This window comes from Salinispora mooreana (genome assembly GCF_000379065.1).
In the GTDB taxonomy this organism is placed as follows: Bacteria; Actinomycetota; Actinomycetes; order Mycobacteriales; family Micromonosporaceae; genus Micromonospora; species Micromonospora mooreana.
This window is the reverse complement of record NZ_KB900614.1, coordinates 4,062,277-4,080,445: the sequence shown is the minus strand read 5'-3', so window position 1 is coordinate 4,080,445 and position 18,169 is coordinate 4,062,277. Positions and strand designations below refer to the sequence as shown.

Below are 18,169 nucleotides of genomic sequence, written 5' to 3'. Positions count from 1 at the left end.
CTACCGTTGGTGGGTGCCCGAACTACCAGAGGTGGAGGCGCTCGCCGACTACCTGCGCCAACGCGCCGTCGGCCGCCAGGTTGACCGGCTGGAGATCTCGGCGATCAACGCCCTGAAGACGTACGACCCGACGATCACGGCCGCGGCTGGCCAGCCGGTCACCGACGCCCAGCGCCACGGCAAGTTCCTCGACCTGGTACTCGGCGCTGACCTGCACCTGCTCGTTCACCTGTCCCGCGCCGGATGGCTGCACTTCCGGGAGGAGTTCTCGTCCCGCGCCCCGCTGCGCCCCGGGAAGGGCCCGGTGGCGCTGCGGGCCCGTCTCGACGACGGCTCCGGGTTCGATCTGACCGAGGCCGGCACCCAGAAGAGTCTCGCCGTCTATCTGGTGACCGATCCGACGGCGGTGCCCGGCGTGGCCCGGCTTGGTCCAGACGCGCTCGCCGTGGACCCGGCCACCTTCGCCGAGCGGCTCCGTAGCCGAAAGGGCCAGGTCAAGGGGGTACTCACCGACCAGACGGTGCTCGCCGGGGTGGGTAACGCGTACTCCGATGAGATCCTGCACACGGCGCGGCTGTCACCGTTCGCGCTGACCACCCGGCTGACCGACGAACAGCTCACCACCCTACACGCGGCGACCCGGGACGTACTCGGCGACGCGGTGTCCCGGTCAGTGGGGCAACGGGCCGCCGAGCTCAAAAGCGAGAAACGCTCTGGCCTGCGGGTACATGCCCGTACCGGGTTGCCCTGCCCGGTCTGCGGCGACGCCGTACGGGAGGTCTCGTTCGCTGACTCCAGCCTTCAGTACTGCCCCGGTTGCCAGACCGGCGGGAAGCCGCTCGCGGACCGACGGCTATCGCGAATTGTACGGTGAGTGAGGGTGCTCACTGCCGACCGTGAATAATCCGCCCGTGCGCGACGAACGTCGGGATTGGGGTTCCACTCGAACGGCCATCCATCGGTATAGTGGCCCGGTCCCGGCTTCTGTAAAGGTCCGGAGCCGGCCAGCTGCCAACCGGCACAGCCCCTGAAGCGAGGTCCTACCGGTCCACGCTCGGGCCCGGGTGACGCATGGGAGACTGAAGCGGTGGGCGACACGGGCCCTCACTCCGAGTGAGCAGTCCGCGTCCTGCGGGAGGACATGGATGAGGTGACGACAAGCCTCCAGCGCCCGGTAACCAACGGAGGCCGGAGCAGAACCGTGCGGCACGTCGACAGCTTCGAGATCCAGCCGCCGACACCGCCGTCGCACAACGGCGTGCCTCGGTCGGCCTGGGCCCGTAGCCACCGTCGGGTGTCCCGTTGGCACCGCCCCTACACCGCGGTCCTGGTGCTGCTGGACTTCGCCGCCGCCGCCTTCGCGAGCTTCACCGCCATCCGCGCCTTCGACCAGTCGCGGTCCGGGTTCTACGACGACCCGAACTGGTTCTACACCGTGGCGTGCCTGCTGCTGCCGCTCGGCTGGGTGGCGATCCTCTGGTTCAACGGCTCCTACGACCGGCGCTACCTGGGCCTCGGCCCGGACGAATTCAAGCGGGTGCTCCGCGCCGGCGTGGCGGTCTGCGCGACGGTCTCCTTCCTGGCGTTCGCCACCAAGACCGACCTGTCCCGATATTCGGTCGGCACCGCGCTACTCCTCGCCCTGCTGCTGATCCTGCTGGTCCGGATCCTGGTCCGATTCGTGCTACACGTGATCCGGCGCAACGCCGGCCGGGCCGCCCACCGGATGGTCCTGGTGGGCACCCTGCCCGAGTGCCTGGAGGTCCACCGCCAGGTCACCCGCAGTCCCGCTGCCGGCCTGGTACCGGTCGCCATCCACCTCACCGACGGCTACGCGGCCGCCCGGGGGGTGGAAACCCCGGTCCCGGTCTACGCGGGGCGGGACCTCCTCACCCTGGTTCGCGAGGTCGGCGGCGACACGATCGCGGTCTGCGGGTCGGCCAGCGCCGAGCCCGGCGAGCTGCGCCGCATGGCCTGGCAGCTCGAAGGCTCTGGGGTCGACCTGGCGGTGGTCCCGCAGTTGACCGACATCGCCGGGCCCCGGGTGCACATCCGGCCGATCGAGGGCCTGCCGCTGCTGCACGTGGAGGAGCCGACGCTCTCCGGTCCGGCGCTGCTGGCGAAGAACCTGCTCGACCGGGTGGCCGCCGGCCTCGGCCTGCTGATCCTGCTACCGGTCTTTCTCGCGATCGCGATCTCGATCCGGATCTCCGACCCGGGTCCGGTCTTCTTCCGGCAGCCCCGGGTGGGCCACGAGGGGCGGACCTTCCGGGTCTGGAAGTTCCGCACCATGTACGTGGATGCCGAGGAGCGGCTGGCCAGCCTGGTTGACCAGAACGAGACCGACGGCATGCTGTTCAAGATGAAACGGGACCCGAGGGTCTTCCCGGTGGGCCGCTTCCTGCGCGCCTCGTCCCTGGACGAGCTGCCCCAGCTAATCAACGTGTTGAAGGGGGAGATGTCGTTGGTCGGGCCCCGCCCGCTGCCCGCCGACGACGGTGACTTCCTCGGCGACGTACGCCGCCGGCTGCTGGTCAAGCCCGGCATAACCGGCCTCTGGCAGGTCTCCGGCCGCTCCGACCTCTCCTGGGACGAGGCGGTCCGCCTCGACCTCTACTACGTCGACAACTGGTCGCTGGCGTACGACCTGAGCATCCTGTGGCGCACGGTCGGAGTGGTGCTCGCCCGCAAGGGTGCGTACTAGCCCCAACACCGCCCCTTGGCAGCGACGGCCGGCAGCGACCAGGATGCACTCCGTGAGTGGCAGCCTCTCCGCCGTCGTCGGTGTCGTCACACTGGCGACCGCGCTGGCGGCGACCCTCGTCGCCGTGCTGCGCCCGCGCGGCCACCGCACCATCGCCACCGCCACCCAGCGGGCCACCTACGAGGTGCTGCACACCGCCGGACTCGCCGCCGAGCCGCTCCGCGCCGGGCTGACCGCCGCGAACGCCGCCAAGGCCGTACGCCACCTGCGGGCCCTGGTCGGGGCGGTCGGGCTGGCGCTGACCGACACCGCGGCGCTACTCGCCCTCGACGGACGCGGCGCACACCACCAGGCCCAGCTCGTCGCGGCGGCCCGCCGGGTCGCCGCAGCCGGCCGGTCAACCGTGCTGGGGGAGGCGGAGCTGCCCTGTGACCGGGTGGACTGCCCGGTCCGGGGTGCCGTCGTCGCACCGTTGACCGGCGCGGACCGTCGGGTTGTCGGCGCACTGCTGGCCATCGCGGACGGGGCACCCGCGCCCGGCCTGGTTCAGGCGACGCTGGAGACCGCGCACTGGGCCGGTAGCCAACTCGCCCTCGCCGAGCTGGACTCCTCCCGAGAGCGGCTGGCCCGCGCCGAGGTCCGCGCGCTGCGGGCACAGATCAGCCCACACTTCATCTACAACGCGCTGACGGCGATCGGATCCTTCGTCCGCACCGACCCGGACCGGGCCCGGGAGTTGATCCTCGAATTCGCCGAGTTCACCCGCTACTCGTTTCGGGCGCACGGCGATTTCACCACCCTCGCCGAGGAGCTCCGGTCGATCGATCACTACCTGACCATCGAACGGGCCCGGTTCGGCGACCGGCTCCAGGTGCGGCTCCAGGTCGCCCCCGAAGTACTGCCGGTGACCCTGCCCTTCCTCTGCCTGCAACCACTGGTCGAGAACGCGGTCCGACACGGGTTGTCCGGCAAGCCCGGCACGGGCATGGTGAGCATCGAGGCCCGGGACGCGGGCACCGAGTGCCACATCACGGTGGAGGACGACGGGGTGGGGATGGATCCGGCCACGCTGACCGCCGGCATCGCCGACCTGGCCGCCACCGGAAGCGCCCCGGTGGGTGCGCCGGGCGGGCAGGTGGGCCTGTCCAACGTTGATGAACGACTTCGCGCGGTTTTCGGGGACGAGTTCGGCCTGGTGGTGGAGACCGGCCTCGGCTTGGGCACGCGGGTGAGCATGCGGGTGCCGAAGTTCCATCCCGGCGTACGGGCCGGCTCGTGACCGGGTTCCTCCGGGTCCTGGCGGTTGACGACGAGCCACCGGCCCTCGACGAGCTGGCCTACCACCTGCGGGTCGATCCACGGGTCGCCCGGCTACACACCGCCGGTGACGCCACCGAGGCGTTGCGGGTGCTCCGCGACGACGACGTGGACGTGGTCTTCCTGGACATCCGGATGCCGGGGCTGGATGGTGTGGAGCTGGCCCGGGTGCTCCGCCGCTTCGCCCGGCCGCCGGCTATCGTCTTCGTCACCGCCTACGACGACGGCGCGGTGGACGCGTTCGACCTGGGTGCGACGGACTACGTCCGCAAACCGGTCCGGGCGCAACGGTTGGCCGAGTCGCTGCGCCGGGTGGTCGGATCACGGCGGATGCCCCCGCAACCGGCGGCGCCGGCGCGGGAAGAGGACCCGACGATCCCGGTCGAGCTGGCCGGGACGACCCGGATGCTGCCCCGGTCGGCGGTGCGCTGGGTGGAGGCGCAGGGTGACTACGTGCGACTGCACACCACCGACGGTTCCCACCTGGTCCGGGTCTCCTTGGCGACCCTCGCCGAGCGGTGGGCTGACGCCGGCTTCGTCCGAATCCACCGCTCCTACCTGGTCCAGTTGCGGCTCATCGCCGAGCTGCGGCTGGTGAACTCCGGCTACGTGGTGGTGGTCGACTCGACCGAGCTGCCGGTCAGTCGGCGGCACACCCGCGAGCTGAAGGAGAAGCTGATCCGGGCGGCCAAGCAGGACTGGGCCCGCTGACCCGGCTAGCGCATTATGGCGGTGATCGCCGCGCTGAGCATCGCCGGCCCGTACGGGATGGGGGTTCGCCGGCCGGCACGACCGGTCATCAGCAGGACGCCGACCAGCGGAAGGTTGACCAGCGGAGCGAGCAGAACCCCGGTGACCACGGTCGGCCACCCGAGCCAGCCGAGGTAGAGCCCGAGCGCCGCACCGAGCTTCACGTCGCCGAAACCGAGTGGGGACCGGGGCAGCAGCGTGAGCGTCAGGTAGCCGACCCCGCAGAACGCGGCGGCGAGCAGGGCCCGGCCCATCGCCGGGAACGCCGGGTCGGCCACCGCGGCGAGCAGCAGTAACGCCAGCCCACCACCGGCGGCGACCCCCACCAACGGGTCGGGCAGCCGCAGCACCCGCAGGTCGACCATGGCCAGTGGCACCCCGAGGGCAGCGAGCAGCAGAAACGCCGGCAGCGCCCAGGTGGCTCCGACGCCGGCCCCCATGATGCCGGTGACGGCGGCGGTGAGGGGCACGGTGACCGCCCATCCCGGGGTCAGTGGGCGACGACAGTCCGGGCACCGCCGGGGTGCCCGCCACCAGGGTGGCCGCGCGCCGGCGCAGTCCGGGCAGGCGCTCCGCCAGGCCGGCCGGGGCCCACCGGTCGGCCAGTCGACCGCGTATCGGTCAATCAGCCCGGGCAGCAACAGCCCCCAGCCGGCACCGGCGACGGCGGCAACGAGGGGGAGCAGCACGGCGGGAGCGTAGCGCCCGCCCGCCTCATCCCGGCGTCTTCGCCCGCGCCGGTCCACAGCTCCCGCCGCAGGTCAGAGCGGTCATGGGTCGCAGTTATCCACAGCAAGTACCACTTGTCCACAAGTTATCCACAGGGCAGTGCGACGCTCCGTCGGCCAGCAGGGCACCGCTTGACTTTCCCCGGAATCGAGCGAGACTGCCGGAGTGATCGCCGCCGATGACCGCGTTTCCGCGCGGACCCGCATCGTGCTGGCCGAGGTGGTCCGGCGCGAGTCCGATAGCGAGCACCCCCGCACCGAGCACCCCCGCACCGAGCTCGCCGAGCAGACCCGGGTCGGCGAGGCGCTGGTCCGCGGCCTGGTCCGGGCACAACTCTCCCTGGCGTTGCGGCTCTGGCTGGTGGTGGCCGTCGGGCTCGGCGGCCTGCCGTGGCTGTTCGCCATCGCGCCGTCGGTCAGCCGGATCACCGTGCTCGGGGTACACCTGCCGTGGGTGCTGCTCGGGGTGCTCTCCTTCCCGTTCCTGGTCCTGGTCGGCTGGGCGTACGTGCGCCTGGCCGAACGCAACGAGCAGGACTTCACCGACCTGATCCAGCGGCCGGAGCGCTGAGTGTGGGCAACGGCTACGTCGCTCCGGCGATCGTCGCGGTCACCCTGATCACCATCGGCATCGGCTTCTACGGCCTGCGCCTCGCCCGCACCACCTCGGACTTCCTGGTGGCGTCCCGGGCGGTCAGCCCGACCTGGAACGCCGCCGCAATCGGCGGGGAGTACCTGTCAGCGGCGAGCTTCCTCGGCGTCGCCGGTCTGATCCTCAAGCACGGCGTGGACGTGCTCTGGTACCCGGTCGGCTTCGCCGCCGGCTACCTGGCGCTGCTGCTCTTCGTCGCCGCACCGCTGCGCCGCTCCGGGGCGTTCACCCTGCCCGACTTCTGTGAGCTCCGGCTGGGCTCCCGGCGGCTGCGCACCCTCGCCACCGCCTTCGTGATCTTCATTGGTTGGCTCTACCTCGTCCCCCAGTTGCAAGGTGCCGGGCTGACCATGGCCACCTTGACCGGCTCGCCCTATCCGCTGGGAGCCCTCCTGGTCGCGGCGGTGGTCACCGCGAACGTGGCGCTCGGCGGCATGCGCGCGATCACCTTCGTCCAGGCGTTCCAGTACTGGCTCAAGCTGACCGCTCTCGCCGTACCGGCGATCTTCCTGGTGTTGCAGTGGCAGGCCGACGCCCGCCCGGCGGTGACCCCACCGGAGGGTCCGACCTTCCGCACCGCGACCACTGTCGTGGTCGACCATCCCGCCACCCTCACCCTCCCCGACGGCCAGCTCCGGCAGGTACGCCCCGGTGACGAGCTGACCTTCGCCGCCGGGCAACCGGTGCCCGACGTGGCCGGAGCCGCCACCGACCCGGCCGACTGGTTGCTGCCCAGCACCGGAGCCGACGAGCAGGGCCTGTTCACCACCTACTCGCTGATCATCGCCACCTTCCTCGGCACCATGGGCCTACCGCACGTGCTGGCGCGCTTCTACACCAACCCGGACGGCGCCGCCGCCCGCCGCAGCACCCTGGTGGTACTGGCCCTGGTCGGCGCCTTCTACCTGCTGCCGACCGTCTACGGGGCACTCGGCCGGATCTACACCCCACACCTGCTGCTCACTGGGGAGACCGACGCGGTGGTGCTGCTCCTGCCCGGTGCGGCCCTGGGTGCGGGGACCACCGGTCGGCTTCTCGCCGCGCTGGTCGCCGCCGGCGCGTTCGCGGCGTTCCTCTCCACCTCCTCCGGCCTGCTCACCAGCGTCGCCGGAGTGATCTCCACGGATGTGCTGGGCCGTGGCTCGGTACGCGGGTTCCGCCTCGCCACCGTGCTCGCCGGCAGCGTGCCCACGGTGTTCGCGCTCAACGTCTCCGGGCTGGAGGTGTCACAGGTGGTGGGGCTGGCGTTCGCGGTGGCCGCGTCGAGCTTCTGCCCGCTATTGGTGCTGGGCATCTGGTGGCGGGGGCTGACCGCCCGGGGCGCCGCCGTCGGGGTGCTCGTCGGTGGGGGCGCCGCGGCCGGGGCGGTACTGGTGACCGTGCTCGGACCCCCGCTGACCGGGTGGCCGGCCGCACTCCTCGCGCAACCGGCCGCCTGGACGGTCCCGCTCGCCTTCACCGTCATGGTGGCGGTGTCGACGGCCACCCGCCGCCGCGTCCCGACTGATGTCGGCACCACGATGCTCCGCCTGCACGCCCCCGAAGCCCTGCGGTAGAGCGCCGTAAACCGCATCCGCAAGGGTTCGCCACCACACCTGATCTCAGCCGGGATCGGAGCCGTCCGGCTCGGGGCCCCTCCGCTATGGAGAGGCCCCGAGCCGGAAGCATCATTTCAACAGGCGCCGGTACCGGCGCAGAGCCGTGCGGCTGTGCGCTCCGCGATACGCTGATCCTCGACCGGATCAACGCCCTTGAGCCACACCTGGGCCACCAGTTCGCCCTGTCGCACGAAGAGCCAACGGGACGTCGCCTTCTCGCCGATCCGACCAACCAGCAACGACTCGTCACCCGCAAGGCCGGAGGCGAAGACCTCCATCCCCTTGCTGCTGTCCGGGTTCAGGGGCTTACAGTTGGCCACCTCCCGCCGAACGTTTCCCATCGTGGTCTTCGCGCCTTCTTCCGAATGCCGCTCCACGCGCTCGATCACCGTGCTCTCGGTCCCCTTGTAGAAGACAGCTCCCCGGAACGCCTTCTCCCCTGGCCAGCTCTGTCCGTCTTCCTCGCAGGTGTAGCTGGTCCCTGCATGAAAAGACCAGTCGCCGTCCAGATCGTCGCCCGCTGCCCGGAAGCCGGTCGGGAGATCTTCGGTACGAAGCATGGCCGTGGCCGGAACATCCGGTGACGGCGGGTCGAGGGTCGGTTGATCGGTGGTCTTCGGCGATTCGCTCGGCGGGACCGTGCTCGGCGAGGGCGAAGGGGAGGACGTCGGGCTACTGCTGGGGCTGGGCGAAAGGCTGGGTGAGGGGCTGTTCGTTGCGGGTGGTGCCGGCGGTGTGGGCTCCCGGCCCTCAGCCAGGGCCACCGCACCGGTAGCAACCACGGCGACAGCGACCACGCTCGCCACACCAGCGACAAGACGGGTCTGCCGGGTCCGCCGCCGGGCACGCGCACGCACCTGGTCAACCGGAACCCAGTTCAGAGCTTCAGTATCGTGATACAACTCGGCAAAAAACGACTCAGGCATGATTGACCTCCTCCGGAAACGAGGTGTCAAGAAGAACAGCAAGGGCTTTGCGCCCACGGGCAAGACGAGCCTTGACAGTGCCCGTCGGCGCACCCGTCTGATCAGCAATCTCAGCAACAGACAGATCTACCAGATGGTGTAAGACAACCGCCTCCCGCTGCTCACTTGGCAACTGCCGCAACGCTGCGACCAGCGCCACGGTGTTCTCCGACGGAGGCCCAGTGGCCACACCGACACCATGCCGGCGATACGCCGAAATACCATTACGAATCTTGCGCCAACGATTCACCAACCGCCGGTGCCCAACAGTCCGCACCCACGCCTCCGGATCGTCGTACGTGCTGATCTTCGACCAACGCTGCCAAGCCCGCACATACGCCTCCTGCGCAGCATCCTGCGCCTCACCCAGATCACCGCCCAGCGCATAAAGCACCGTGACAACCCGATGTCGCGTACTGCGGTAGAACTCCGCGAAACCATCTTCCGCATCCACTGCGTTCCGCCCCTCTCGACTTCGCCACTATCACCCGCCAAGAACCACGACGGTTGCCAAAGAAATCTGCGACCGCCATCACAGTGAATAAGACCGGCTGGTCCTGGCCGACTACGGTTTACGCATGACAGCAGAGCACCCCGCCCTTGCGCTGCGCGGTCTGGTGAAGCGCTTCGACGCGAAGACGGCTGTGGCCGGTGTTGACCTGACCGTGCCGGCCGGCTCGTTCTACGGGCTCCTCGGACCCAACGGGGCCGGCAAGACGACCACGCTGTCGATGGCCGTCGGGCTGCTCCGGCCAGATGCCGGCGACGCCTGGGTGCTCGGCCACAACGTCTGGGCCGACCCGGTACAGGCGAAGCAACTCCTCGGCGTCATGCCCGACGGCGTACGCCTCTTTGACCGGCTCAGTGGCGCCGAGCTGCTCGCGTACCACGGCCTGCTGCGGGGCATGGACCCGGCGGTGGTCAACCAGCGCGCGGCGGAGTTGCTGGACGTGCTCGCGCTCGCCGACGCCGGGCGGACCCTGGTGGTGGACTACTCGGCCGGGATGAAGAAGAAAATCGGCCTGGCCTGCGCGCTGCTACACGGGCCCCGGCTGCTCGTGCTGGACGAGCCCTTCGAAGCGGTCGACCCGGTGTCGGCGGCGCTGATCCGAGACATCCTCGGGCGATACGTCACCGGCGGCGGCACGGTCGTCTTCTCCAGTCATGTGATGGAGGTCGTGGAGCGGCTCTGCTCCCATGTGGCAATCCTCGCCGACGGCACCATCAAGCGGGTCGGCACCTTGGACAAGGTCCGCGGAGAGCAGACGCTGGAGCAGGTCTTCGTGACGGTCGTCGGCGGGCGCACCGCGACCGGTGAGGAGCTGGCGTGGCTGTCGCAGTGACCGACGCGGTAGCCGACGTGGGGGCGGGTCGGCGGGTCTCGGCCCGGCACTTCGTCCGGCTCAAGCTGCGGGTGATGGGCAACAACTTCCGGGGCCAGGGCTGGCGGGTCGGCCTCTTCGCGCTCGGTGCGTTCGTTGGGCTCTGGTGCGCTGCCTTCGGCTTCTTCCTCTTCGCTGCCCCGGGCCTCGCCGACAACAACCGGTACGCGACGCTGCTGGCGGCCTTCGGTGGTGGGCTGGTGGTGCTGGGGTGGCTCCTGCTGCCGCTGATCTTCTTCGGGGTTGACGAGACGCTGGACCCGGCCCGCTTCGCGCTGCTTCCGCTGCCCCGTCGAACCCTGGTCACCGGTCTCTTCGCGGCGGCGCTGGTCAGCGTTCCGGCGGTCGCCGTGCTGCTGGCCTCCACCGGTCTGATCTTTACCGCGGGCGTCTTCGGCGGATGGTCGGCCGCCCTCACGCAGGCGGTCGGAGTGCTGGCTGGCCTGCTGCTCTGCGTCGCCGCGGCCCGCGCTGTCACCAGCGCCTTCGCCACGATGCTGCGTTCTCGTCGGGTCCGCGACCTAGCCGCGGTCCTGCTGGCCGGGGCTGCCGCCCTGATCGCGCCGGTGCAGCTCGCCGCCACTGCCGCGCTACAGGACGCGGACTGGGACCGGCTCGCCACGGTGGCGGCCGTGGTCGGCTGGACACCGTTCGGCGCGCCGTGGACGATCGGCATCGAGGTCGCGCAGGGGCGGGTCTGGGCCGCACCGGTGAAGCTGCTGATCACGGCAGTGACCGTGGTGGCGCTGCTGGCCTGGTGGTCTCGCTCGTTGGAGTCGGCGATGGTCGGCACCGCGAGCAGCGGCCGGGGGTCAACCCGGTCCACGGCGACCGGCACCGCTGTCACGCAGCTCTTCCCCCGGCTGCTGGGCTGGCTCCCCCGGGGCAGCTTCGGCGCGTTGGTGGCGCGGGAGGCACGCTACTGGTGGCGGGATGCCCGCCGACGGGCAAACTTGATCACGCTGGCCGTGATCGGCCTCTTCGTCCCGGTCATGCTCAACCTCGGCAGCACCGGCCTCACCGCCGGCGGCGGTGATACCTCGTCCCCGGTTCTGGTCACTCTCTCCATGGTCTTCGTCGGGGTGCTCGCCGCCACAACCCTGGCCAACCAGTTCGGCTTCGACGGCAGCGCGTACTCGGCGCACGTGGTTGTGGGGGTGCCGGGCGCGGTGGAGCTGCGGGCACGCATGGCGGCGTTCTCGCTCTACCTGCTGCCGCTGGTTCTGGTCATCTCCGGGGTGCTCGCCCTCCTGGTGCTGGGGCAGCCGGGGTGGATCGGCCTGACGGCGGGGAGCCTGCTCGCCACCTTCGGCGCCGGGCTCGCGGTCAACACACTGCTGTCGGTGCTCGGGGCGTACTCCCTACCGGAGACGAGCAACCCGTTCGCGCTGAACAGCGGCGCCGGGGTGGCCCGCAGCTTTCTGGCCATTCTGTCCATGCTCGCCTCGGCGGTCGTGGTGATCCCGATGGTGGTGGCCGCCGCGCTGCTCGGCGACGTCTGGCTCTGGCTGGCCCTGCCGGTCGGCGCGGCGTACGGGCTGGGGGCGGCGCTGCTCGGCGCCTACCTGGCCGGCGATGTGCTGGACCGCCGTCAGCCCGAACTGCTGGCGACCATCACCCCCCGCCGGTGAAAAGTCGGCCCGTTTTACCGCAACCATCTACAGGGGCATGGAGTCTGCTGAGTAGAGCCGCGCGATCAGCGGTCAGCCAGCAGGGGAGGCACCAACGTGATGGTAAGAACGCACGGCCCGGGGGATACCCGGGAGGAACCGCCACCCACGGTCGCGGAGGGCGTGGGTGGCGTGGACAACGTGGGTGACAGCTTCGAGGAATTCTACGCCGCCGCTTTCCAACCGTTGATGCTCCAGCTCTACGCCTACACAGCCGACATCGACCAGGCCCGCGACGCGGTCCAGGAGGCATTCAGCCGGGCCTGGCCCCGCTGGAACAAGTTGGTCCACTACGACCGACCGGCAGCCTGGATCCGCACCGTCGCCATGAATGTCGCCCGCAGCCGCTGGCGTCGGCTCCGCGCCGCCCGTGCCCATGCCCGGTTCCGCCGTGACGACGTCACCGAAGGACCGAGCCCAGACCGGGTAGCGCTGGCCCGTGCACTCGCCACGCTGCCCGAAAAGCAGCGACGGGCGATCGTCCTCTTCCACGTGGCCGACCTCAGCATCACCGAGATCGCTGACCAGGAAGGAGCCGCTACCGGCACCGTCAAGTCCTGGCTACACCGAGGCCGCGCCGCACTAGCCACCGCACTCTCCGACTCGGGGACGGAGGAAACCAATGCCTGAGAACGACAACACCCCAAACTTCGACGAACTTTTCACCGCATACACCTCCGGCGGACCACTGGCGGCCCCAGTCGGTGCCGCCGCCGCACAACACGTCGCCCGCCGCCGCCGTACCACCCGGCTGGTCGCCGCCGGTGTCCTTGCCGTGGCAGTACTCGCCGCGACCCCAGCAATCGCATCAACCTGGACCGACCAAAACCCACCCGCACTACCGGCGAACACGCCAACGCCGACCCTGACAACTCCGGCGCCATCCAACTCCCCCACCCCGTCCACCTCCCCAACCCCGTCGGCCACCCCCAGCACGCCGCCACCGGACGGCCTGATCGGAAAAGCGGAGCTCGGCAACGCCACGCTGGAGCTCCCCGCCTGGCCCGAGTACCTGAAGGAACACTGCCCAGCAGGACGGGTGACGTTCTCCGACGGCACCGCCCAACTCGCGCCCAGCTCGGAACTCCGGATCACCATCTCCGATGTCGTCCACACTGACCTCGATCGGGACGGAGCGAAGGAGACCGTCGCGCTGATCAACTGCAGTGGAATTGAGATGGGCGAATCGCGGGTCCTCGCCTTTGACCGGGACACCTCCGACAGCATCGAGACGATCGGTCTGGTGACCGGGCATACCGGCGACATCGCCTGGATCAGGGGGATCCGCGCGACGGGCACCGCCGTCGAGGTGCAGGTCATGGACGCGGCCGGCGAAGGAGTTGTGGATGGGTTCGCGCAGTCGCAGTGGCGGACCTACTCCTGGTCGGGCAAGGGCTTCGTCCAGTCGGGCGGGCCGAGCGCCTTCCCGCCGAACCCGCGAGTCACCGACCTCTCCATCAGCGGGGATGACGTTCAGCTCGTACCAGATGGGGCGGACACGGCGTCCGGCACGCTGAGTCTGACCGTCAGCAACCAGGGTCCGCAGCGGGCCACCGACCCCTATCTGACGGTGGTTCTGCCGACAGAGGTCACCGTCACCTCGCTACCCACGAAGTGCGAGACTTCGAAATCTTCCTACGGTACGCGCTATCGATGCTGGCTGCCGGCACTGGCGGCGGGCGCCGACTCCGTTGTCGACTTTTCGCTGTCCGCGCCGCAGTCGATATTCGATGGCGCACAGCCCGGGCAGTGGACGGCCAAAATCGTCTGGGGTTTCACCGGAACAGAGACCGGAGACGGCGAAGGCTGGCCCTACCCTGAGCCCGACGGCGCCGAGGACGACAACTCAGCGAACGGGAACCTCCTGCTGGCCCCCTGACCAGCACACGAAGCCGCCCAGTGATCGGCGCGTCGGTCACTGGGCGGCTTCGCCGTTCTCCGGCCGTCGCCATACCGAAGGCAGTCGCCTGGGCGCGCCGCCGGTCAGTGCCGGCGAGTAGCGGCGATGAACGTACGCCACGACTCGGGACCGAACGTCAGCGCGGGGCCGAGCTGGTCCTTGCTGTCCCGCACCAACACCACCCCGGCCAGGTTGTCCGCCACCTCGACACAGTTGCCCCCGGTATCCCCCGAGTGGGTCGATGTGCGCCAGTGCGGTTGAAGAGTAGTCATGACGTCACCTTCAGCTTTCGAATCATGTCTAGCGAAGTGCTTGTGGACAACGCCTCGCCCAGCACGCTATCCCACTTGCGGTTGATGAAACGGACCGTCTCAGGGTCGTTGACCACGTGCCCCCGGGCAGCATTTTCCAGATAGATCGCTTGTTCGCCGTCGGTCAGCTCGACCAACACGAAGCCCCCGGATAGGCCGACGTGTTCGCCGATGCTGAGTGGCACCACATGCAGCCGGAGTTGTGGCAGCTCGGCCACCTCCAGCAGCCGGTCAAGCTGCACATCAAGCACAGCCTGACCACCGACCGGTCGACGAATTGCCATCTCGTCCATCAGGAAGACCACCTGCGCCAACGGGGGATCCCGGTACAGCAGTCGCTGGCGCTCCATCCGGATAGCGACCAGCTCGTCAACCGCGGTAGCTTGCTGTAGCCCGCCAGCCGAGATTACCGCGCGGGCGTACTCCTCGGTCTGGAGCAAGCCCGGCACCAGACACGGTTCAAAGGCGCGCAACCGGGTCGACTGCTGCTCGTAGCCCCGCCACGCCACGAACCAGGAGGGGCCTCGCTCCTGGTCGGCCTCCTTGAGTAGCTCGGCGAGGAGACCACCCGTGTCCAGGACGTCATCTGCGGCGACGGCCAACTCCATGGTCGGACGACGTCGGCCAGTCTCGATGGCGGCAATCAGGGACGGGCTCCACTTGATCATTGCCGCCAGCCCCTCTTGAGAAACGTTGGCAGCGGCGCGGGCAGCCTTCAGCGCCCGGATCCACATCTCGAACTTCATCGCTCACCTACCAGGTAAGTACGTGACCGCGTTCTGTAGTAAGCACTGGCATCCTCCCCTGCCCCGGCCACCGAGTCCAGGGTGGAAGCTGCGCGGTCCGGCTGGTGGAGGCGATGACCCGGTGGTCGGTCCTGTGTCGGGTCGTCCCGGCCACTCCCGGTCGGGGCGGCCCGCTAGCTGGAGGAGGCAGCAATGCTCAGACTGTTCCGACGAAATAGCGCCTTGCGGTGGTACCGGCGCAAGAGCCGGCCGGCGGCATCCCGCACGCGGGGCACGACGGCGGTGGGGCGGGCGCCGGCCCCGCCGCAACAGCCACCAGCCTGGGCCAGCGCGCCGACGGTGGCGTCACCCCGACCGGGCCGAGCTGGCTGGCTGACCCCGGCGCAGACCTGGCGGGCCAACGGTGGCCGCTGGTGAGCAAAGCGCGACCACCAGCGGGCCGCCCAGCAGCGAGCCGACTGGTGCCGCACGTGCCGATGCGCCCACTCTGGCGATGCCGGGCGTGTGGCGCCCCCTGGCCGTGTCAACCGGCGCGGCTCGCGTTGTTGGTGGAGTACCGACACGATCGGCCGGCGCTCCTCATCTACCTGGGAACGTTGCTGACGGAGGCGGCGGCGCAGCTCGCGCCGCTCCACCGGAATGAGCTGTCGGGTGGGCTGCGGGAACGCTTCATCGGCTGGACGCGGGCCGGGGACGGCAGAATGTTCCACGTGAATCATGAGCCGGGCGCTGACATCCACCACACCGACCCGTTCGCCGTTCCCACCGGCCAGCGGTCCCCCGTACGCCGGCTGCGCGGTCGGCTGGCGACGCCGGTAACGCTCTGGACGGCGCCCGGACCGGCCGGGCTGACGGTGTCGTCGACGCTGGTGGCGGAGGGTGAGCCGGACCGGCTGCTCGGGTTGATCGACCCGGAGTCGGAGCTGTGGGCGGCGGCCGAGGCGGCTGGTCGCTTCGCGGTGGCGCCACTGGGCCCGGCACACCGGCGGCTCGCCGACCGGTTCGCCGGGCTCTTCCCGTCGCCCGGCGGCCTCTTCGCCACCGGCGACTGGACCGACACCGAGTACGGCCCGGTGCCGTCGGACGCGGGCGGCTGGACCGGGTGTCGCCTCGACACCGCTCGGGAGTACGGCTGGGCGCTGCTGGTGGAGGCCACGATCGTCGCCGTCGAGCTGGTCGAGGAGTCGGAGCCGCTGCTGCACTACCGGGGCCGATACCGCGAGATCACCGGAGGTGTTCGCCGGTCACCGGAGTGAGCCAGGTCACTCGGCGCAGCCACGGTGCCGCTCGGCGCAGCCGACGGCCGGCGACGATCGCCGCCTTCCGGGTCGGTAGCGAATTCCCTATCGTGCGCGAAACCCCCGGATACCTGTGAAGGTGGTGAGCCACGGATGTCCACGGACACACCCGCGTCCGCCCCGGCCGAGTCGGCGGCGGAGCGCTATCTGGCCGTGCAACGGTCGGCCGAGTTCGCGGGGTTGCGGCGCGCGTTGCGCGGCTTCGTCTTCCCGATGACCGTCGCGTTCTTCCTCTGGTACGCGCTCTACGTGATCCTGTCCGCGTACGCGCGGGACCTCATGGGCACGACGATCGTCGGCAACATCAACGTGGCGTTGGTCTTCGGTCTACTCCAGTTCGCCTCCACCTTCCTGATCGCCTGGCTCTACTCCCGGTACGCCGCCCGCCGGATCGACCCGGTGGCGGACCGGATCCGCGCGGAGATGGGGGAGGTGACCCATGACCACGGTCCTCGCGGTTGAGGCGGGTGACAGCACCGCCCGGAACCTGACCCTCACGCTCTTTCTCCTCTTCGTGGCGGTGACGCTGGCGATCACGGTGTGGGCCAGCCGGCAGACCAAGACCGCCACCGACTTCTACGCGGGTGGTCGCTCCTTCTCCGGCTTCCAGAACGGCCTGGCGATCGGCGGCGACTACATGTCGGCGGCGTCGTTCCTCGGCATCGCCGGCCTGATCGCCCTCTACGGCTACGACGGCTTCCTCTACTCGATCGGGTTCCTGGTCGCCTGGCTGGTGGCGCTGCTGCTCGTCGCCGAGCTGCTGCGCAACTCCGGCCGCTACACGATGGCCGACGTGCTCGCCTTCCGGATGCGGCAGCGTCCGGTGCGGACGGCCGCCGCGGCCTCCACCATCACGGTCTCGATCTTCTATCTGCTCGCCCAGATGGTCGGCGCGGGGGCGCTGGTCGCGCTGCTGCTCGGCATCAAGCCGGGTACGACCTTCCTCGGCCTGGACGCGGACGCCGCCAAGATCGCCACGATCATCATGGTCGGTGCGCTGATGGTCACCTACGTGACGGTGGGTGGCATGAAGGGCACCACCTATGTGCAGATCGTCAAGGCGTTCCTGCTGATGGGCGGCGCCGTCGTGATGACCCTGCTGGTGTTGGCGAAGTACAAGTTCAACCTCTCCGGCCTGCTCGGTGACGCGGCGGACGCCTCCGGCAAGGGCGCCGCACTCCTCAAGCCGGGGCTGCGGTACGGCGTCGAGACCCCCGGCGACGCCCTGCAAACCTTCTACAGCAAGCTGGATCTGTTCTCCCTCGGCGTCGCGCTGGTGCTCGGCACGGCCGGTCTGCCACACATCCTCATCCGCTTCTACACCGTGCCGACGGCGAAGGCCGCCCGGAAGAGCGTCCTCTGGGCGATCGGCATCATCGGCACCTTCTACCTGCTCACGCTCGCCCTCGGATTCGGGGCGGCGGCGCTGGTGGGAAGCGAGGCGATCACCGCGCAGGACCGGGCCGGGAACACCGCCGCGCCGCAGCTAGCCGAGGCGTTGGGGGTGGACTTCCTCGGTGGAGAACTGGGCGGGGCGACCCTGCTGGCGGTCATCGCGGCGGTCGCCTTCGCGACGATCCTGGCGGTCGTCGCCGGCCTGACCCTGGCCTCCTCGTCCAGCCTGGCGCACGACTTCTACGCCAACGTGGTCAAGAACGGCACCGCTTCCGAGCGGCAGGAGGTGGCCGTGGCGCGGATCTCCGCCCTGGTGATCGGCGCGATCTCGATCGTCCTCTCCATCTTCGCGCAGAACCTGAACGTCGCCTTCCTGGTCGCCCTCGCCTTCGCGGTGGCCGCGTCGGGTAACCTGCCGGCGCTCCTCTACAGCCTCTTCTGGCGGCGATTCAACACCAACGGTGCGGTCTGGGCCATCTACGGCGGCCTCTTCGCCGCGGTCTTCCTGGTCTTCTTCTCCCCGGTCGTCTCCGGTTCGCCGACCGCGATGTTCCCCGGCCACGACTGGCAGTGGTTCCCCCTGTCCAACCCGGGCCTGCTCTCCATCCCGTTCGGCTTCCTCTGCGGCTGGTTCGGGACGGTGATCTCCAAGGAGCGCGACGATCAGCGCTACGCCGAGTTGGAGGTTCGCTCCCTCACCGGCGCCGGCGCGCACTGACCGTCGCGGGCGGGGCGGGGCGACGACGCCCCGCC

General features: G+C 69.9%; 18 protein-coding genes. 13 read left to right on the top strand and 5 right to left on the bottom strand.

Going from position 1 to position 18,169, the window contains the following annotated elements; genetic code table 11:
• The first annotated feature begins 13 nt into the window (after positions 1 to 13).
• The 4 genes from SALPAC6_RS0119450 to SALPAC6_RS0119435 all read left to right on the top strand — a co-directional run bounded on the left by SALPAC6_RS0119450 (position 14) and on the right by SALPAC6_RS0119435 (position 4,732).
• Positions 14 to 874 carry an Fpg/Nei family DNA glycosylase gene (locus SALPAC6_RS0119450; protein ID WP_033666458.1) on the top strand — a complete coding sequence of 287 codons (861 nt, stop codon included), beginning with the start codon at positions 14 to 16 and terminating at the stop codon, positions 872 to 874.
• 267 nt (positions 875 to 1,141) lie between these two features.
• Complete coding sequence (locus SALPAC6_RS0119445) at positions 1,142 to 2,704, top strand: sugar transferase (RefSeq protein ID WP_026189861.1); 1,563 nt, start codon at positions 1,142 to 1,144, stop codon at positions 2,702 to 2,704.
• A gap of 52 nt (positions 2,705 to 2,756) precedes the next feature.
• Positions 2,757 to 3,983 carry a sensor histidine kinase gene (locus SALPAC6_RS0119440; RefSeq protein WP_018255020.1) on the top strand — a complete coding sequence of 409 codons (1,227 nt, stop codon included), beginning with the start codon at positions 2,757 to 2,759 and terminating at the stop codon, positions 3,981 to 3,983.
• Positions 3,980 to 4,732: a LytR/AlgR family response regulator transcription factor gene (locus SALPAC6_RS0119435; protein WP_018255019.1), complete on the top strand. Its 753-nt coding sequence runs from the start codon at positions 3,980 to 3,982 to the stop codon at positions 4,730 to 4,732. The genes SALPAC6_RS0119440 and SALPAC6_RS0119435 overlap by 4 nt, the downstream gene beginning before the upstream one ends.
• Positions 4,733 to 4,737: 5 nt before the next feature.
• On the opposite strand, the gene SALPAC6_RS0119430 is transcribed toward SALPAC6_RS0119435, so the two are convergent.
• Positions 4,738 to 5,460 (bottom strand): prepilin peptidase, encoded by a 723-nt coding sequence (locus tag SALPAC6_RS0119430; protein ID WP_018255018.1) that lies wholly within the window; start codon positions 5,458 to 5,460, stop codon positions 4,738 to 4,740.
• A gap of 205 nt (positions 5,461 to 5,665) precedes the next feature.
• Between SALPAC6_RS0119430 and SALPAC6_RS0119425 the strand changes: the two genes are divergently transcribed.
• Positions 5,666 to 6,070, top strand: a complete 405-nt coding sequence (locus SALPAC6_RS0119425; protein ID WP_018255017.1) for a DUF485 domain-containing protein — start codon at positions 5,666 to 5,668, stop codon at positions 6,068 to 6,070.
• 2 nt (positions 6,071 to 6,072) lie between these two features.
• A complete protein-coding gene (locus tag SALPAC6_RS0119420) occupies positions 6,073 to 7,707 on the top strand; it encodes a sodium/solute symporter (RefSeq protein ID WP_018255016.1) in 1,635 nt (544 codons plus the stop codon).
• Between the two features lie 116 nt (positions 7,708 to 7,823).
• Here SALPAC6_RS0119420 and SALPAC6_RS0119415 read toward each other — a convergent pair whose 3' ends face one another.
• Both SALPAC6_RS0119415 and SALPAC6_RS28125 read right to left on the bottom strand, forming a co-directional pair.
• Entirely contained in the window at positions 7,824 to 8,675 is an 852-nt protein-coding gene (locus SALPAC6_RS0119415; RefSeq protein ID WP_026189860.1) for a hypothetical protein, read from the bottom strand.
• On the bottom strand, positions 8,668 to 9,168 hold the full coding sequence (locus tag SALPAC6_RS28125) for a SigE family RNA polymerase sigma factor (RefSeq protein WP_080636091.1): 501 nt from the start codon (positions 9,166 to 9,168) through the stop codon (positions 8,668 to 8,670). Before SALPAC6_RS28125 ends, SALPAC6_RS0119415 begins: the two co-directional genes overlap by 8 nt.
• 124 nt (positions 9,169 to 9,292) lie before the next feature.
• On the opposite strand from SALPAC6_RS28125, the gene SALPAC6_RS0119405 reads away from it, so the two are divergent.
• From SALPAC6_RS0119405 to SALPAC6_RS0119390, 4 genes are all read left to right on the top strand, one after another.
• Complete coding sequence (locus tag SALPAC6_RS0119405; RefSeq protein ID WP_018255013.1) at positions 9,293 to 10,057, top strand: ABC transporter ATP-binding protein; 765 nt, start codon at positions 9,293 to 9,295, stop codon at positions 10,055 to 10,057.
• Positions 10,042 to 11,727, top strand: coding sequence for a hypothetical protein (locus SALPAC6_RS0119400; protein ID WP_018255012.1), 1,686 nt, complete (start codon positions 10,042 to 10,044; stop codon positions 11,725 to 11,727). Before SALPAC6_RS0119405 ends, SALPAC6_RS0119400 begins: the two co-directional genes overlap by 16 nt.
• A 96-nt stretch (positions 11,728 to 11,823) precedes the next feature.
• Complete coding sequence (locus SALPAC6_RS0119395) at positions 11,824 to 12,396, top strand: sigma-70 family RNA polymerase sigma factor (protein WP_026189859.1); 573 nt, start codon at positions 11,824 to 11,826, stop codon at positions 12,394 to 12,396.
• Positions 12,389 to 13,645 carry a hypothetical protein gene (locus tag SALPAC6_RS0119390; protein WP_018255010.1) on the top strand — a complete coding sequence of 419 codons (1,257 nt, stop codon included), beginning with the start codon at positions 12,389 to 12,391 and terminating at the stop codon, positions 13,643 to 13,645. The genes SALPAC6_RS0119395 and SALPAC6_RS0119390 overlap by 8 nt, the downstream gene beginning before the upstream one ends.
• Before the next feature lie 104 nt (positions 13,646 to 13,749).
• Here the strand turns inward: SALPAC6_RS0119390 and SALPAC6_RS0119385 are convergent, their stop codons facing one another.
• Both SALPAC6_RS0119385 and SALPAC6_RS0119380 read right to left on the bottom strand, forming a co-directional pair.
• Complete coding sequence (locus SALPAC6_RS0119385) at positions 13,750 to 13,938, bottom strand: DUF397 domain-containing protein (RefSeq protein WP_026189858.1); 189 nt, start codon at positions 13,936 to 13,938, stop codon at positions 13,750 to 13,752.
• Positions 13,935 to 14,723: a helix-turn-helix domain-containing protein gene (locus tag SALPAC6_RS0119380; protein WP_018255008.1), complete on the bottom strand. Its 789-nt coding sequence runs from the start codon at positions 14,721 to 14,723 to the stop codon at positions 13,935 to 13,937. Before SALPAC6_RS0119380 ends, SALPAC6_RS0119385 begins: the two co-directional genes overlap by 4 nt.
• A gap of 548 nt (positions 14,724 to 15,271) precedes the next feature.
• Between SALPAC6_RS0119380 and SALPAC6_RS0119375 the strand changes: the two genes are divergently transcribed.
• The 3 genes from SALPAC6_RS0119375 to SALPAC6_RS0119365 all read left to right on the top strand — a co-directional run bounded on the left by SALPAC6_RS0119375 (position 15,272) and on the right by SALPAC6_RS0119365 (position 18,134).
• Positions 15,272 to 15,979, top strand: coding sequence for a flavin reductase family protein (locus SALPAC6_RS0119375; protein ID WP_026189857.1), 708 nt, complete (start codon positions 15,272 to 15,274; stop codon positions 15,977 to 15,979).
• Between the two features lie 135 nt (positions 15,980 to 16,114).
• Positions 16,115 to 16,483, top strand: coding sequence for a DUF485 domain-containing protein (locus tag SALPAC6_RS0119370; RefSeq protein WP_018255006.1), 369 nt, complete (start codon positions 16,115 to 16,117; stop codon positions 16,481 to 16,483).
• Positions 16,461 to 18,134 carry a solute symporter family protein gene (locus SALPAC6_RS0119365; protein WP_018255005.1) on the top strand — a complete coding sequence of 558 codons (1,674 nt, stop codon included), beginning with the start codon at positions 16,461 to 16,463 and terminating at the stop codon, positions 18,132 to 18,134. The genes SALPAC6_RS0119370 and SALPAC6_RS0119365 overlap by 23 nt, the downstream gene beginning before the upstream one ends.
• Positions 18,135 to 18,169: the final 35 nt, after the last annotated feature.